At 49.8% G+C, this 17,044-nt stretch carries 12 protein-coding genes; 5 read left to right on the top strand and 7 right to left on the bottom strand.

Annotated elements, in window-relative coordinates:
- Positions 1-39: 39 nt before the first annotated feature.
- The 4 genes from LKK83_RS15080 to LKK83_RS15065 all read right to left on the bottom strand — a co-directional run bounded on the left by LKK83_RS15080 (position 40) and on the right by LKK83_RS15065 (position 5,236).
- On the bottom strand, positions 40-1,572 hold the full coding sequence (locus LKK83_RS15080; RefSeq protein WP_324632026.1) for an adenylate/guanylate cyclase domain-containing protein: 1,533 nt from the start codon (positions 1,570-1,572) through the stop codon (positions 40-42).
- A 251-nt stretch (positions 1,573-1,823) separates the two neighbouring features.
- A complete protein-coding gene (locus LKK83_RS15075) occupies positions 1,824-3,764 on the bottom strand; it encodes an adenylate/guanylate cyclase domain-containing protein (protein ID WP_324632025.1) in 1,941 nt (646 codons plus the stop codon).
- Complete coding sequence (locus LKK83_RS15070; protein WP_324632024.1) at positions 3,761-4,807, bottom strand: cytochrome-c peroxidase; 1,047 nt, start codon at positions 4,805-4,807, stop codon at positions 3,761-3,763. Before LKK83_RS15070 ends, LKK83_RS15075 begins: the two co-directional genes overlap by 4 nt.
- Positions 4,808-5,032: 225 nt before the next feature.
- Positions 5,033-5,236: a hypothetical protein gene (locus tag LKK83_RS15065; protein ID WP_324632023.1), complete on the bottom strand. Its 204-nt coding sequence runs from the start codon at positions 5,234-5,236 to the stop codon at positions 5,033-5,035.
- 53 nt (positions 5,237-5,289) lie between these two features.
- Here LKK83_RS15065 and alr point away from each other — a divergent pair, with 53 nt between their 5' ends.
- Positions 5,290-6,483 (top strand): alanine racemase, encoded by a 1,194-nt coding sequence (alr, locus tag LKK83_RS15060; RefSeq protein WP_324632022.1) that lies wholly within the window; start codon positions 5,290-5,292, stop codon positions 6,481-6,483.
- Positions 6,484-6,591: 108 nt separating this feature from the next.
- Here alr and LKK83_RS15055 read toward each other — a convergent pair whose 3' ends face one another.
- Together LKK83_RS15055 and LKK83_RS15050 are read right to left on the bottom strand one after the other, a co-directional pair.
- Positions 6,592-7,788 carry a GNAT family N-acetyltransferase gene (locus tag LKK83_RS15055; RefSeq protein ID WP_324632021.1) on the bottom strand — a complete coding sequence of 399 codons (1,197 nt, stop codon included), beginning with the start codon at positions 7,786-7,788 and terminating at the stop codon, positions 6,592-6,594.
- Between the two features lie 115 nt (positions 7,789-7,903).
- Positions 7,904-8,647 (bottom strand): RibD family protein, encoded by a 744-nt coding sequence (locus LKK83_RS15050; RefSeq protein ID WP_324632020.1) that lies wholly within the window; start codon positions 8,645-8,647, stop codon positions 7,904-7,906.
- Positions 8,648-8,906: 259 nt separating this feature from the next.
- Here LKK83_RS15050 and LKK83_RS15045 point away from each other — a divergent pair, with 259 nt between their 5' ends.
- Positions 8,907-10,178 carry a tetratricopeptide repeat protein gene (locus tag LKK83_RS15045; protein ID WP_324632019.1) on the top strand — a complete coding sequence of 424 codons (1,272 nt, stop codon included), beginning with the start codon at positions 8,907-8,909 and terminating at the stop codon, positions 10,176-10,178.
- Between the two features lie 98 nt (positions 10,179-10,276).
- Here the strand turns inward: LKK83_RS15045 and LKK83_RS15040 are convergent, their stop codons facing one another.
- Positions 10,277-11,761 (bottom strand): protein adenylyltransferase SelO, encoded by a 1,485-nt coding sequence (locus LKK83_RS15040; RefSeq protein ID WP_324632017.1) that lies wholly within the window; start codon positions 11,759-11,761, stop codon positions 10,277-10,279.
- Between the two features lie 244 nt (positions 11,762-12,005).
- Here LKK83_RS15040 and LKK83_RS15035 point away from each other — a divergent pair, with 244 nt between their 5' ends.
- From LKK83_RS15035 to LKK83_RS15025, 3 genes are all read left to right on the top strand, one after another.
- Positions 12,006-13,022, top strand: a complete 1,017-nt coding sequence (locus LKK83_RS15035; protein ID WP_324632016.1) for a transposase — start codon at positions 12,006-12,008, stop codon at positions 13,020-13,022.
- Positions 13,023-13,391: 369 nt separating this feature from the next.
- Positions 13,392-14,426, top strand: a complete 1,035-nt coding sequence (locus LKK83_RS15030; RefSeq protein WP_324632015.1) for a serine hydrolase — start codon at positions 13,392-13,394, stop codon at positions 14,424-14,426.
- Positions 14,427-14,611: 185 nt separating this feature from the next.
- Positions 14,612-17,005 carry a CHAT domain-containing protein gene (locus LKK83_RS15025; protein ID WP_324632014.1) on the top strand — a complete coding sequence of 798 codons (2,394 nt, stop codon included), beginning with the start codon at positions 14,612-14,614 and terminating at the stop codon, positions 17,003-17,005.
- Positions 17,006-17,044 lie beyond the last annotated feature (39 nt).

Raw genomic sequence — 17,044 nt, 5'->3', positions numbered from 1 at the left:
TTAACACAGGTTTTTTGTCCTGTGTTAGCTCATCTGGATTTAATTGGTCAAATCCTCTTCGTCTAAGGCGGGTTTGAGAATTCCCAAACGCTCTAATGTACCGCGAGTGCTGGGTTTGGTGTGGGTGGGGGTCTCGTCGGGGGTGGGGTTGAGTGTCTCGATCAGCAGGTAGGTTTGCATCTTGCCTTTTCCCTTGATGGCGATCGGGCCGCGCGACTGGAAGCGAAACTGTTGCTGCAGTCGGTGGTAGGTGGTTTCGGAGACTTGAATGCAGCCGGCGATTCCGTGGGACTCCATGCGGGAGGCAATATTGACCGTATCCCCCCACAAATCGTAAATAAATTTTTTGATGCCAATCACGCCGGCAATCACTGGCCCGGTGTGGATGCCAATTCGGATGCTGAGTGCTTCGCTTTTAAGGGCGGCGAGGCGGCGCACTTCTTGCTGCATGTCTAGGGCCATTTGCGCGATCGCTTCGGCATGATCGGGTCTGGGGGTGGGAATCCCCCCAACCACCATATAGGCATCGCCAATGGTTTTAATTTTCTCTAATCCATGCTTATCGGCCAACTGGTCGAAGGCGGAAAATATTTCGTTGAGTAATTCTACCAGTTTCACCGCTGGGGTGTGGCCGGCAAGTTCGGTAAAGCCCACCAGATCGGCAAATAAAACGGTGGCTTGACCAAAACTTTCGGCGATCGGATACACTCCCTGTTTTAACTGCTCGGCGATCGGGTCGGGTAAAATATTCAGCAGCAATTTTTCGGCGCGATCGCGCGCCACTCCTAACTCCATCACCAGATTTTCCAGTTGCTTTTCGCGCTCTTTAATCTGCCTGACATAACTCGAAATTTGATGCCGCATATCGTTAAATGTCAGCATCACTTCCCCTAACTCATCCTGACGCTTTACCCCAAGGGAATAACAGGCTAAATTCCCATTATCCTCCCCCGGCGCTTCCCCCACAGCAATCAGCGCTTGACGCAATTTTAAAATCGGATCGATGACGATAATTCCCAGGGTTATCATGGTGGCAACGGTTACGAAAACGCAAATAATCAACACTAACCCGGCAATTCTGGCCACAAAGGCTTTCAGTTGCCATTTGACGTCGGAGGAATCCAAACGCACGATTAAAATGTAATCATTTCCAAATTCCTGGGTGGACATGGCTAATTCATGTCGGTTGCCATCCGGCGTCCGATAGCGCATCTCGGGACTGCCCATTAAATCGGCAAATCTCAACACTGGGGTTTCCCCAAAGCTTCCCAAGCGTTGCCCGTCTGCCATATAAACCACTCCGCCTTTCACCACCGAATCTAGCATCAGTTGCTTGGCTACTTGGCGAATTCTCTCTTGGGTAACTTGGGAACCACATAAACGCACGAGGGGAGCAACCGATGCGAGTCCAACTTCTTCTAAATGCTGGACTATTTCTCGCTCGCGTCGGTAAACTGAAGGCAGCAAAATAATCGCTTCGACCACCACAATGCTAACAAATACCCACCGGGTAATCTGCCGGGACAAGCGAGATTTTAGCAAATTTTTTACCGTAACACATCTTTGTTTCATGGGTATTTTTAGGTTTACTTATTATTAATTTAGATACCTGAATGTTTTAGATGATATCCCTACCCCGAGGTTCCTTTTGGCACTAAACTGAACCAGTTTCCCAAGGAAATCACCTGGAATTGGATGGAGTTTTAGTAGAAGCACCCCAATCAAGTCAAAGGGTTGTTGCAGTGCGTTTTACCGGTTTCGTGGAATGTAATGGCGCGATTCTCAATTGCGTTGCTCCAGTGCAACTCTTGCTAGTTTATCGTTTACACTGAATATGGGCATAGCTTTCGTTCGAGAAGCAAATAGGTTTTCATCATGCCTTTGCCTTTGACTTTGATAAATCCGCGCTCTTCAAATAGGTATTTATGCTTTAATCGCTCGTAAGTTTCTGTGGTGACTTGAATGCACCCAGAAATTCCTTGGGACTCCATGCGACTGGCGGTATTGACGGTATCTCCCCACAGATCGTAACTAAACTTTTTGATGCCAATCACCCCGGCGACAACTGGGCCGGTGTGCATCCCGATGCGGATGGAGAAGGGTTGACAAGTGGCGCTACTGAGTCGGCGAATTTTCTCCTGCATGTCGAGGGCCATTTCGGCGGCGGCTTCGGCCCCATCGACTCGCGGGTGGGGGAGTCCGGCGACCACCATATAAGCATCGCCAATGGTTTTGATTTTTTCTAATCCGTGTTTCTCGCTGAGTTGGTCGAATCCCGAAAAAATAATGTTGAGTTCTTGAACCAGTTCCTTGGGAGAAATTTGAGAGGAGATTTCGGTAAATCCTACGATGTCGGCAAATACTACGGTGACTTCGTTGAAGCTATCGGCGATCGCGCCTTCTTGGCGTTTTAACCGTTCTGCAATCGGTTCGGGTAAAATATTGAGCAGCAGTTTTTCGGTTTGTTCTTGTTGATACCGCAGGGCTTCTAGGGTAAGTTTGCGAACGGTAATATCTTGCAGGGTACCTTCGTAATAGAGAAACTCGTTGTTGCTATCGTACACGGCGCGGGTGTTTTCGCAAATCCAAATGATGCTGCCATCTTTGCAGTACACTTGGGATTCAAAATCAGCGACGAGGTGGGATTTTTCGATTAAGTCGATGAAGTCTTGGCGTCGAGAGGCTTCTACGTAAAGTTGTTTTCCGATGTTGCCAATCAGCTCGATCGCTTCTTCGGGAGAATCATACCCTAAAATCCGGGCGAGTGCGGGGTTGGCACTGAGGAATTTTCCGTCGCGACTGGTTTGGAATATGCCTTCGGTGACGTTTTCAAAAATGGTGCGATATTTGGCTTCGGCTTCTCGGGTAGCTTTGAAGGCATCTTGCAGTTTTTCTTTGGCGCTATTTAAGGCGATCGCGGAGTTATTCAGTTTGATGATAATATAGGCCGCAGTGCCACCAATAGCGCTCAAGGAAAATAAATACAGAACCACGCGATAAATATTGGCGGTTTTTAAGGCTTCTTCATAGTAGCGATCGTAGATTTTGTACAGGTCTTCGCTGCTTTCCCAAATCGGCAGGGATACTAAGCGCTCGATTAATTCATCCACCTGCGGCTTGTGGGTTAAAATGGTTCGCACGTAGGCGATCGCAAACTCAATCTCGCGCGGTTTTACCTGAGTCTTGCTCTCACGCTTTATCTGCAATAATGTTTCCAATTCTGCCTCGATTTTGGGCGCGAGATTTTCTCGGGAATTCAGGTTATAAATTAACACCTCGCGCAATAATTGGTTGAGACGATCGGCCAACTTCTGACCTCGGGGAACGGCGGCTGCTTTTTGCGCGAGTTCTGTGGCTAAGGTGGGAAAATAAATCAGGGAATTGTTGAGAACGGCATTGCGGGATTTGAATTGCTCGATTAAGGTTTCTTTTTCCTGGATGAGTCTAGCGTTTGCCTCCAGGACTTCATTGAGTTTTTCCCGTTGCTGCCCCTGAATGAAGCTGGGGGCTTGCTTTAATTGCTGTTGCAATGATTTCAAATTTTTGATATTCTGATTAATTGGATCGTAGTAGGTTAAAATTCCATAGCGAATTTCAAATATTTCGCGGTCGATAATGGCATTGATTTCTTTATATTGCCGCAAACTCTGGTTGAAATATTCATGTTCTCGATAATTTATAGCTTGGGAATTAATCCACAAAAAGCCAAATACAATCACCGCTAATACGGCGATCGCGAGTTCTCGAAGTCGAAAAAAGTTCATAACGGTTGGTCTCGATATTCGCCAGTTAAGGTCTCTAGAAACTGAACGATCCGCTGGATTTGTTCGGCGGATAACTGACGTCCTAATTGATATTGTGCCATTACGGCAATGGCGGCTTCTAGGGTCGGGGCAGATCCATCGTGAAAGTAAGGGCTTCTTAGGGTGATGTTTCGCAAACTGGGTACCCTAAATACATAGCAATCGTCCGGGTTCCCCGTGAGGTTAAAGCGTCCGAAGTTGGTGCGGGTGATTTGCCCGCGATCGGCGAAGTAATTGCCGATAATCCCAAACTTTTGAAATAAGTTACCGCCGACGTTTTTTCCCTGATGGCAGCTCACGCACCCATAGTCTTTAAAAAGCTGATATCCGGCTTTTTCTTCCTCGCTGATGGCATTTTCTTCCCCCAATAAGAAGCGGTCAAAACGAGCATTGGGGGTGTAGAGCGATCGCTCGAAGGTGGCGATCGCATCTTTCACATTTGCCTGAGTCATCCCATCGGCATATACTTCCTGAAACTCCTGTAGGTAATCGGGCAATTCTCCAAGTGTCTTTAGAACTTCCGACCAACTCGAATCCATGCCATTGGGATTGCTTATCGCTTCATCTAGTTGTGCTTCTAAACTGTCAAATTTTCCATACCAGTTCATTTTATAGTTAAATCCACTATTAAAAACGGTTAGGGTATTTAACTTTACGGTTTCTCCATTTATCTGCCGTCGGTGAGTCCGCCCATCAGTTCCCCCGGTCTTTAAATTGTGGCAGCTTATGCAAGCAATAGTATTAGTTTTGGATAACCGTGGCTCTTGAAATAATTTTTCTCCCAAGGCAATTTTATCGGGATTCAAGTCCAGGTGTTGGGGAATGGGTTGAATTGGTTCGTGAATGTCACTAATTTCCACAGCATTTTGAACCCAATCCATTTCCGATGGCTCTGGAAATCGGCTCTCTTGCCAGAGTAAAATCCCTAACAATCCTACCAAAATTGCAAATAACACGCAAAACAGGGCAATTAACCGATTGCTGGTATTGAAACCTGTCATCATTGATCCTTCTGTTCGTCCATCGCATTGAAATCAAGAGCTTCTCGCCAGATAATGGAAAAAACTCGCGATCGCTGTTTTTATGCTACTGCAATTTGAGCCGCAGTGTGGGACTCGAACTGTGTTGCAGATGCTAGCGCCCGGTTAGGGTTTGCGGTGGAAATGAGGGAAACCCCCCGGGAGGGAGTGTGGTCCGGTTGTCTGAATATCCGGCTGAGCAGTTCTCGATTATTGATTTTCGATCGTTAATTTTTTTGGAGTGGGGAATCCGGGGGGAAGCCAGTGAATCCGCTGTCGGAGGGGTAGATTTTCCGGCTGTGCGGATTTTTCTCCCGGGATGGAGAGAGCATTGCCCTGTGGTACGATCGCAGGCTGATGGGGGGAAACTCCTGCCGATCGCTTTCGGGAATTGAAAAATCCGGAGTGAGGCATGGGTTTATAGTGCTTAATTGAAATTGAATCAGACTGTTGAGGAGTGAGTGGACATGCTGAGCTGGGAAGAAAGCCAGAGTATTTCGTCAATGCGGCGCGATCGCGCGTGGGTGGAGGTGGATTTCGGGGCGATCGGCCACAATATCCGCGCTATCAAGCATTTGTTATCCCCCCATACCGACTTGATGGCGGTGATTAAAGCCGATGCATACGGTCACGGGGCGGTGACGGTGGCGCAAACCGCCTTAAAAGCAGGTGCCCAATGGCTTGGTGTGGCCACAATTCCCGAGGGCATCGAACTGCGAGAAGCGGGAATTACCGCGCCGGTGCAGGTTCTCGGTGCAACCTATACCCCCGAACAGCTTCGCGCAATGGTACGCTGGCGCTTGCAACCGACTCTGTGTACTCCCAAGCAAGCACTGGTATTCTCGGAAAGCTTGAGCGCTGCGGATCTGTCGCTTCCGGTTCACGTAAAGCTGGATACGGGCATGTCCCGGTTGGGGGCACCTTGGCAAGCGGCGGCGCAATTCGTACAGTTGGTGCATCGGTTGCCCCATTTGCAATTGGCGAGCGTTTATTCTCATTTGGCCACGGCGGATAGTCCGGATCCGACGATGATGCACTTGCAACAAGAACGGTTTGAACGTGCGATTGCGCTGATACAAGGGGCGGGCATTGAGCTACCGCGCCTGCATTTAGCCAATTCTGCGGCGACTTTGAGCGATCGCGCATTGCATTACGATATGGTGCGGGTGGGATTGGGACTTTATGGATTGTATCCAGCCCTCCATTTGCGATCGCGAGTGGATTTGAAACCCGCACTGCAAGTCAAAGCGAGAGTAACTCACGTGAAGGACATCTCCGCCGGCACCGGGGTCAGCTACGGACATCGGTTTATGGCCGATCGCGATCTGCGAATCGCTGTCATCGGGATCGGTTACGCTGACGGCGTACCGCGCAACCTCTCGGACCGAATGCAGGTTCTCCTCCGAGGCCACAAAGTGCGACAAATCGGCGCGATTACGATGGATCAAATGATGATTGATGTGAGCCGATTCCCGGATCTCGAACCCGGTGAAGTGGTGACGCTCTTGGGCGACGATGGCAAATATAGCATTTCCGCCGATGATTGGGCGGAAACTTTAGGAACCATTTCCTGGGAAATTCTCTGCGGCTTCAAACATCGCTTACCTCGCGTCGCTGTCGGTCAACCGTGGGAATGTTGCGAGTCCGCCGCTCAATCCTAATAAAACGCGGGGGATTGAAATCGTCCCTTAGCAGGTTAAGTCCGCCTACGGGGACGAATGACTCGTTCCCAGCACGTGCTGGGAACGAGTGGCAAAAGTGAGTAAAAGTTACATTTTCAATTCGGGCATGGTTTGTTTGAACGGCACACCTTCGTTGATTGCTTCGATTTGTCTTTGTTCCATCAGGTTAACTTCCTTGAGATAAGGGCGCAGGATTTGACTGAGGCGCTGATGATAGAAGCGGTGCAGGCTGTGATTTGGGGTAGCGGGAAAGCCGCGACGTTTTTTGTGCTGTCCCCCTGCACCGGGGTCAAAGGTTTGAATCTCATGTGCGATTCCCCATTCAATCGGAGTATAATAACAGGCATCGAAGTGCAGGCAGTCAATGTCGTAATTGCAGCCCCAATACCGTCCGTAAAGCCGATCGCCTTTGGTGACGCAAAAGGACATGGCCACCGGATGTCTCGCATCCATGCCTTCTTCGTAGGCGGCGACGAGTACGATGCGATGGCGATAGTTATGGTAGAGTTGTTCGAAAAAACGCTTGGTTAGGTATTTGCTGCCCCACCAACCGAAGCGATCGCAGTGGTCGCTATAAAATTGATACATCCGGGGAAACAATGCATGAGCAATTTCATCGCCGTGCAGGGCTTTGACTTCGATACCGGCTTTGGCAACTGCTTTGCGTTCCCGTTTGATGTTGCGGCGCTGATTGGCGTTAAAGACGGCGAGATAATCGTCAAAGGTGTTGAAGCCTTTGTTTTGCCAGATATAACTGTGATGCAGCCAACTGATATAACCCAAGCGTTCCATGAGCGATCGCCATTCCGGATCGACATATAGAAAGTTACAGCAGGAAATTTGGTTGCGATCGCAAAATTCATCGATCGCGTGAATCATCAACCCGGTGATTTCTTCCTCATCTTCTCCCGGGGCAATTAAAAATCGATATCCCGTCACCGGCGTAACTGGACTCATGCCCAGCAATTTGGGATAATACTCGATTCCCAATCGATAGGCTAAATCGGCCCACTGATGGTCGAATACAAATTCACCCCGCGAATGCCCTTTCAAGTACATGGGGGCCGCCGCAATTAACTGCCCGTCTCGCCACACAGTTAAGTGATTCGGCAACCACCCCGTTTTTGCGGTGGCACTCCCCGAACTCTCCATATTGTGCAACCAATCCCATTCAAAAAATGGCGTTTTCAACGGCAGCGCCAGGGCATCCCACTCCGACTGGGGCACTTCAGCGATTTTGTTAATCCAGACAACCGAAACTTGAGGCTTATGCTTTTCCACCATTACCAAACGTTGAGGGTAGAGCGTTCAAATTTTAGGGTAATGCAATCTCCGGAATTCTTGCATAAATTCTTGACAATCGACAATTGGCAATTTTAATATTATCAATTGTCAATTGTCAGTCTTTTCTCACTCGATAGTGCAAAAATAGCTCTTGTTCTATCGGTGTGACCTCTAACAATTCCAAGCGCGTCGCCATCTGGAGGGGAAATCCGCTTCCGTCTACCGGGGTGGGGGCCTGGGTTCCGCCAATTAGCAGGGGGCAAACCGTGAGCCAAAGTTCGTCGATCGCCCCCGCCGCTACCAACGATCCCACCAATTGACCGCCGCCGAGTACCGCTAAGTGTTCGATTCCCGCCTGGGCAATCTGTTGCAATGCGCTTTCCCAGGCGATCGCGCCGGCGTGAGTGTGGCAAATCAGAATTTTCTCAAATCCCGGTTGGTTCTGCCAGGGTTGAGCGCCTGTGGCGGTGGTGAGCAACCAGCGGGGAATGGGTTGCCGGAAAAATGGCAGGGTGGGGTCGATGTTACCGCTGGCAGAGGCGATAATCTGCATCGGTTGTGCGGGTTTGCCGTTGTCAAGACGGTGTTGTATCAGTTGCGAATCTCGGACGCGCATTGCGGTTCCCCCGACGCGCAGACTCCCGGCCCCGCCTAACACGGCATCCGCCGCCGCCACTTGTCGTTCCAAGTGCGCTTTATCGTTGGCAGACCCGAATAAGGTGGGCGATCGCTGGGCATCGGAAATTTTGCCATCGGCACTCATGGCGAGCACTACGGTGGTATAGGGGCGATCGAGCATAGGATTTACTGTCCCTCGCGGTTTGATAGATGGAATGTATTGTAAGAGATGGGGTGCCATTGGTAAAGGTTTGATTTTTATATGTACTCGGGCAAAAATAATTGCAGATGGTAGGATGGGCCTCGCCACTCTCAGAGGGGGCGATCGCGCATCTGTTCTGGAACTGCCCACCCCGCAATGGTTTATACTTAATATCTAAAAGCTTCGGCTGGGCATTGCTTAAATTCCAATTGACGACCTGGCGCACTAAATCGGGAAAGCGAGCTAAAATTATCGGGTTGACTATCAAGGAGCGCCGAAAAAAGCGGCGAATTGGGCAATGGAAGAGGAAGAATTTTACGAGCGAGGATTGGAAAAAGCGCGCCAGAAAGACTATCAGGGGGCGATCGCGGCGTTTACCCAAGCCATAGAGCAAAATCCCTCTTTTGGCAAAGCGTTTTATCAGCGCGGTTTGGCGCGGTTTGACGCGGGAGATTTCTCCGGGGCGATCGCAGATTATACCCACGCCATCGAACGGGATGCGGATGCAATCTCTGCCTATTTTTCCCGCAGTTTAGCGCGCTTAGCAGCGGGGGAATTGCCAGAGGCACTGCAAGATGCCGATCGCGCGATCGATCTAAACCCGGATTATGCTTCGGCGTACAATTTGCGCGGTAGTATTCGGCGGAAAATGGGAGATACGGAAATGGCGATCGGCAATTTTAAAAGAGCGGCGGAACTGTATCTCGAACGACAAGATTCGGAAAAATGTCGCCAGTGTCTCGATAAAATCAAACAGCTTCAACCCCCAGCGCCACCGCCAGTGAACGCCGAACCTCGGCAGAATTTACCCTTGCGCGATCCGAAGGAATTTTTTGTGGATATTTTGCAAAAAGCGGAGAAAGGTGAGTATCGCGCTGCTATCGAGGATTTAAACTGGATTTTAGACGTAGATCCGCAAGATGCGATCGCCTATCGGCATCGCGGGATGATTCGGGGCAAACAAGGGGAATTGCAAGGGGCGATCGCTGACTTAAATCAAGCGATAAAATTGAATTCCAAAGATGCACTGGCGTATCGGCATCGCGGACAAGTACGCTTAAAACTTGCGGACAATCACGGGGCGATCGCTGACTTGAATCGCGCCTTGGAATTGAATCCGGAAGATGCCAGTTTGTATGTTATCCGAGGAAACATCTATCGGTCAATGGGGAATCATCTCGGGGCGCTGGACGATTACAATTATGCTTTAGAAATCAACGAAGACAGTCCCGATGCGTATTTTAATCGGGCGCTCGCTTATTCTAAATTAGAGGAGATGCAGGCGGCGATTGAGGATTATCAAACGGCGGCGAAAATTTATTGCGATCGTGAAGATTGGCAAAACTACAATCAAGCGATGGAGAGTCTGAAACAAATTCAATCTATCACGCCCCAAGCCACCCCCGCGCCGACTCAAGAGTTCCTGCGAAAGCGACTGCTGCGACTCGTGGGCGGATATTGGGAACTCGCCGAACGACTGCTGCAAAGTGCCCGAGAAGAACATCCGGCAATGGGCGAACAATGGTATTTGGAAAAGGTGATTCGCGATATCGAACGCGATCGGGAATGATACGAAAGGGTGCCTGCTAGGCACCCTCGCTTTGAATGAAAATTGCTCGGTGGGCAGTGCCCACCCTACGGAATCTGCTATTAAGTAGGCCAGGTCAATTAAGCTTTTATCCGCTTTAACAACTCGTAAAACGGCTGCCAATTATCATCCACCACAATTGGTTCCCAAATTGCTTCAATTTCCGGCCTCAATATCACCGTTTCTGGATTGTATCGCGCCATGCGATTTTGCATGTCTTCCAGACTGTCGGTAGACACGAACTGTAGCAAATGAGCGTATAATTCCCGCCATTGATGCAACAGTTCCGACCCTTCCATTTCGGGTAAAATTTTGCTGGCATCTTCCCACCACTGGCGAGAAAACTGCTTCCTTACCTGCCAGAAAAACTCCGGATAAATAACTTGCGACTCGCTCAAAAGCTGAATGGTCAACTTGACCAATTCCGTCCCCGGTTCTTCCGGCACATCTTGTTTCCCGAAACCCAACTTCGCCAGCATCACTCGCCGATAATAGTGATTGTAATACTCGTAAAAATGCTCTAACGCCGCTTCCATTTCATGTTGGTCAATAACCGCCTTTAAGGGCACCTGCAACATTTGCAGATTCCAGCGGCAAATGGTTGGCTGATTGCCGTATCTGTAGCGACCGAAATAATCAAAATAGGCAGCGGTAAACTTCGGGTCGTAAGTGGGGATAAAGGCATAGGGGCCGTAGTCGAAACTTTCCCCGGTAATCGACATATTATCCGTATTCAAGACGGCATGACAAAAACCCGCCGCCATCCATTGGGCTGTTAACTTCGCCACCCGTTGCACCAATTCGTGATAGAAGCGGATATATTTTTCCTCCGGATGGGTGGTTTCCGTGCGAGTTAACGGCGGAATCGGTGGAGAAACTGCCGATCGCACCCGGGGATAATACTGTTCGATGACAAAATCGAGCAGCTTTTTAATCAAATCCTTGCGACCCAAATAATGCAACCGTTCAAAGGTGCCAAACCGGATGTGAGACTCGCTGAAGCGGACCATCACGGAAGAACGAGTGGGGGAAGGTTCGTCCCCGCGCCACAATTGTTGCCCGGTTTCGATTAAACTGAGACAGCGAGAGGTTCGCACCCCCATGCGGTGCAGCATTTCCCCCGCCAGCACTTCGCGCACTCCGCCTTTGAGCGTCAAGCGTCCGTCCGCCGTTCGGGAATAGGGGGTGGTTCCGCTTCCTTTGGTGCCGAAATCGTAGAGTTTGCCATCAGTTCCGCGCACTTGTCCGTACAGAAAACCGCGCCCATCCCCTAATTGCGGGTTGTATTCGCCAAACTGATACCCGTGGTAGCGCAGTGCGAGAAAAGGTCGCACTGCGCGAAAGTGCCCGAAGGCTTCGATAAAGTCGTCGTCGGCGACCGCATTGGGGTCTAATCCCAGTTTGGGCAGCACTTCGTCATTGCGCCAGCGCAGAACGTGCAAGGGAAATTCCGCCGCCGGGACGCGATCGTAGTAATCGTCGCCCAAGGATTCCAGGGCGGGTTCGTAGTTGAGGGTTAAAAACGGATTGGACTCTGGAGTTTGGGAGGTTTCAGCGAAAGTCATAGGGTCTGCATCAAAGTCATTCTTTTCAGCATAACCCACCAGGTGCGAGATAAATGCGATCGCTGGCGTGAAATTGGAGAATGCAATTCACCGTCGGTGGTGATTAACCGATTCCCCTGACATTTGAAAGCCTCCACCCATCAGGTGGCGCGCACTACAGAATTGTAGATACTTATTAACGATGGCTTGAACTAAACCCCTCTGATGTAGTAGAATTCAATACCACCATTTAAAATCAATTATTATGAGCAGTGAAGAAATCAAAGCAGACTACGATGGCCCTTGGAAAGAAGCCCTCTCTATCTATTTTGAACAATTCCTCCTTTTCTTTTTTCCCAACCTTCATCGCGAAATCGACTGGAGTCAACCCTATCGTTCTCTAGACAAGGAACTGATGGAACTGGGGCGCAAATCCAAGCGTGGTACCAAGTTTCCCGATAAATTGTTTGAAGTCAAACTGAGGGCGGGAGACCCCCTCTGGATTCTGATTCACGTAGAAGTGCAAAGTCAGTACGATCGCGATTTTACCGATCGCATCTATCGGTACAATTACCGTGCCTTGGATCGATATAACCGATGGGTCGTCAGCTTGGGCGTTTTAGGGGACAATAACCCCTCGTGGCGACCTTGTGAAATTTTATACACCCTGGATGGGTATGAGTTCAAGTTCAAATTCCCGATCGCCAAACTGCTAGACTATGAAAGTCGGTGGCAGGAGTTAGAATCAGATGATAACCCCTTTGCTCTGATGGTGAGGGCGCATTTAAAAACCCTAGCTACCACGGGCAAAATGGCGGAACGAAAACAGTGGAAGTGGACCCTCATCCGCTCCCTGTTTGAACGGGGTTATAATCGAGAGGAAGTGGTGAATCTCTTCCGGTTTATCGACCGCATGATGACTCTACCCACGTCACTCGAACAAGAATTAAAAACCGAAATCATTCGTTATCGGGAGGAAAGAGAAATGCCTTTTATGAGTCAGATAGAAGAAATGGCAAAAGAGGAGGGAATTGAGCAAGGACGTGAAGAGGGCCGTCAACAAGGACGTGAAGAGGGCCGTCAACAAGGAACTCTCCAAACCCGCCGCGAGGATGTGCTGGAAATTTTGCAAATTCGGTTTGCCGAGGTGCCAGCAGAAGTGGTGGCTTCTGTGAATCAGATTGAAGACATCGATTTGCTCAAACAGCTTCATCGACAGGCGATCGCAATTCCATCGGTGGCGCAATTCCAGCAACTCCTCAACCCAGAAACAGAAAGCTAAGCAATCAAGGAGGCGATCGCATTTCTAATGACAACCCACCCCGGCGATCGCCCGATTCGCTGCGGAGGATTGATTGGAGAAAACCTGGCCGATGCGAGAGAAATGCGATCGCCTTTTCTATTATCATAGAGAAGACCTCAGCATCCCGGAATAAACCCGATCGCTCGGTTTAAATTCACTGCTGTTTCGACCGTTGTTTTCCCCCGCGATATAATGGCCCCCAAACTCGCGCCCCAAATCAAATTAAATTGGCTTTTTGCCCCTCTCCGATTTGCGATCGCTTTCTTGCTTCCCATCGCCATTTCCAGCGCTTGCATATCGGCGGAATCCAGGCCCAGACTTACCCCAAAAGCGCGCCAGAGGGAAGCGGTGGTCAATCGAACCTTGCCCGACACTTCTCTGTCGCGTCGCTTGACGTCAGACCTTACCACATTAGGCGATATTTTGCAACAAGGAAATTACTTAACGCAGATGGAACAATGGCAAGGCAAAGCGTTATTTTTGAAAGTAGACGAAACGCAAAATCCGGCTGAATTTCGCTATTACGCCCATCATGCCATCTATGGCGATCGCAATCAAAACGGCATGGTAGACCCTGGCGACGAAGGATTTTTTCCCCCTGCTTCCACGGTAAAAGTGGCGATCGCCGCCTTAGTGCTAGAAAAACTGAATCGCCTGGACATCCAACGGGATGCCGAATATCGAATTGTCGGCAAACGTGAATGGTATTCCATCGCAGAAGACCTGCGAAAAATGCTGGTAATTTCCGACAATGAATCCACCAACCGACTGATATTATGGTTGGGATTCGAACAACTCAACCGCAGTTTGCAGGCGAAAAACTTGCGACAGTTGACCATCACGCGATTGATGCTCGATCGCGGTACCTTAGTGGATTCGCCCCCGTTTGAAATTCGCGACAATCAAACCCTAATTCGTCAGGATGCCCAACCTGTGGTTACTCAATTTAGCTGTTGGGAAAGAGACAAACAACCGGGCAATTGTGCGAGTGCCAGCGACATTTTAGAGGTGTTAGTTCGCCTGGTGCAACCGGAGTATTTTTCCCCCGAAGAGCGTTTCCGCCTCACCGAATCCGACCGACAGTGGTTGCGCGAGGTGATGTCTCACACCCCCAAAGAAGAAGGATTTAACTATGCCGATAATTACTGTCGATTTTTGAGCCAAGTGGAACGCAAATACGCCCATCAATCCGGCAGAATGCTCAGTAAATGCGGAGTGGCTTTATTTTCCAACACCTATATTGATAGCAGCTTTCTCCAAACCGACAGCGGCGAAAAATACTATCTGCTGTTTGCCGTCACCCCCCCAGAATCCGCCGCCGAAGCAGATGTTTTACATTGGATGAACCAGGTCACAGAGTTTATTTTACCCCGCTTGTTTTAAGTGCCGAAAAATACCTACTTTGCTGCCTCGTCTAGAAGTATAAACTGCAAGCTCAATGCAAATTAATTTTGAACCTCTCCTCCTGCATTGCCAGAAAAGCTCTTGGGGTAAAATTTTGTAAAAAATAAAATAATCGGCAAAATTTTTGCTATAATGCGAAGGTCTGGCGGAGGCAGAAGCAGACCATGAGACGGCATAAAAGAGGCTTCATCACGGGTGTAATTTTATCCTTTCTGGTTGCCCTGTGGGTGAATGGCAGAGGGACACCGATCGCGGCATTTTTCCCGCCCCAGGAAAGCATTTTGGCCACTCCAACCGTGGCGGAAACGGCGGAAACGGCGAAACAAGAATCAGCGGATAAATTATTGCAACAAGCGCAAGAAAAAATCGGGGCGAGTAAATACGAAGCCGCGATCGAACTGTTGCGATCCGCGTTAAAGGTGTATCGGGAACTCGGCGATCGCGCCGGGGAAGCCAGTACCCTGAGCAATTTAGGCTGGGCGCATTATTACCTAGGCCACTATCAAACCGGGATGGAATTTCATCGCGCAGCGCTGACCCTGCAAACCGAAACCGAAGACCCCAACGGCGAAGCGTATTCCTTGTATGCATTGGGGTGGGCATTCTTTTCCCTCGGGGAATACGATCGCGCGATCGCCGAGTATGAAAAAGCCCTAAAAATTTTCCAAGACATCGAGGGAGCCACCGGGTCAGCCTTTTGTCTGGGCGGAATGGGATGGGCCTCTTATTATTTAGGCAAAAACTTAGATGCGATCTCCTTTCATCACCAAGCATTAGACATCAGAAAAACCCTAGACTATCCCGCAGGCGTTGCCTTTTCGCTGGGTGGATTGGGAGTTTCCTACTCTGCATTAGGACTCTCCAATCGCGCCCTAGAACTTCATCAGGAACAACTGGAGATCGCCCGTCAAATTGGCAACCGAAGAGAAGAAGCCTATGCCCTCAGCGACATAGGTAAAGCATACACCGACCTCAACCGATATCGAGACGCCCTAGATGCCTATCAGCAAGCCTTAGAAATCCAACGAGACATTGGCGATCGCTGGGGAGAAAAAATCACCTTGTCCCACATGGGAGAAACCCTGTTAAAATCGGGAAACAAGGAAAGAGCAATTGAAAACCTATTCGCCGCGATCGAAGTATTAGAATCCCTCAAACCGGGATTGAGCGATGCCAACAAAGTTTCCCTATTCGACAGCCAAACCGAAACCTATCGGCTGCTACAACAAATCCTCATCGAAGAACAAAACATCGAATTTGCCTTAGAAATTGCCGAACGAAGTCGGGCGCGGGCATTTGTGGAACTTCTCGCCTCCAGACTCGCCGCCAACCCAGAAGAATTTCAACCCCCCGACCCCCTCAGCATCAAGAAAATCAAGCAAATTGCCGCCCAACAAAATGCCACCTTAGTGGAATACGCGATCGGCGAGAATCAACTGTGGTGTTGGGTGATTCCTCCCAACGGAAAAATAGCCTTTCGCACCATTACAATGGAAGGCTTAGAACTCGACCTAGAAGATGCCGCATCCCGTACCCGAATTGCCGCCGCCACTGGCAGAAGTCGGGGAGTAAATCCGTCCCAGGCGGCACTTTCCGAGTGGGTAGGAAACACCCGCGACGAGGTGAAAGATGGATCGGGGAATTCCGAAAAACCCCTAGGGCGAAGCAAAAACGCCAGATTGCAGCAAAGCTATCAATTATTAATCGAGCCGATTGTGGATTTATTGCCAGAAAATCCAGAAGCGCGGGTGATTTTCATTCCGCAAGGCTCTCTATTTTTAGTGCCCTTTCCCGCGTTGCAAGATGAAGCGGGGCGGTATTTAATCGAACAGCATACCATTCTCACTGCACCGTCGATTCAGGTACTTGATTTAACCCATAAAGTCGCCCGGGAACTTACCCGAGAAAAGGGGGAAAATCCGTTAAAATCCGCATCGGTTTTGGTGGTAGGAAATCCGAAAATGCCCAGCATTCCGATAAACTTGGGAGAACAGCCCACGCCTCTGAGTCCATTACCGGGGGCGGAAGAAGAAGCGATCGCCATCTCGTCTTTGCTCGATATTGCGCCGATAATCGGCGAGACGGCTACCGAATCCGCGATCGCACAGCAGATGTCCGGGGCAGATATTATTCATTTAGCCACCCACGGATTGCTAGACGAACTCAAACACCTCGGATTGGGGGTTCCCGGTGCTCTGGCACTCACGCCAGACCCCCAGGAAGACGGATTGCTCACCTCCGACGAAATCCTGTCCATGAACTTGAACGCCTCGTTAGTGGTGCTGAGTGCTTGCAACACCGGCAGAGGTAAAATTACCGGGGATGGGGTAATTGGACTGTCGCGATCGTTTATTTCCGCCGGGGTTCCCAGCGTGGTGGTGTCCCTGTGGTTCGTCCCCGATGCCCCCACCGCCGATTTGATGCGTGCCTTTTACCGCGTCTTACAAGACACTCCCGATAAAGCCTCTGCATTGCGATCGGCGATGTTAGACACCATGCAACAGCATCCCGATCCGAGAGATTGGGCGGCATTTACCCTGGTTGGCGAAGCGTTTTGAGGCAATTGTATAGTGCGCGTCAGCACGAGAAAGGCGTTT

It is taken from the genome of Phormidium sp. CCY1219, from assembly GCF_035615515.1.
GTDB lineage: Bacteria > Cyanobacteriota > Cyanobacteriia > Cyanobacteriales > Laspinemataceae > CCY1219.
This window is presented reverse-complemented; position numbering and strand designations above follow the sequence as displayed.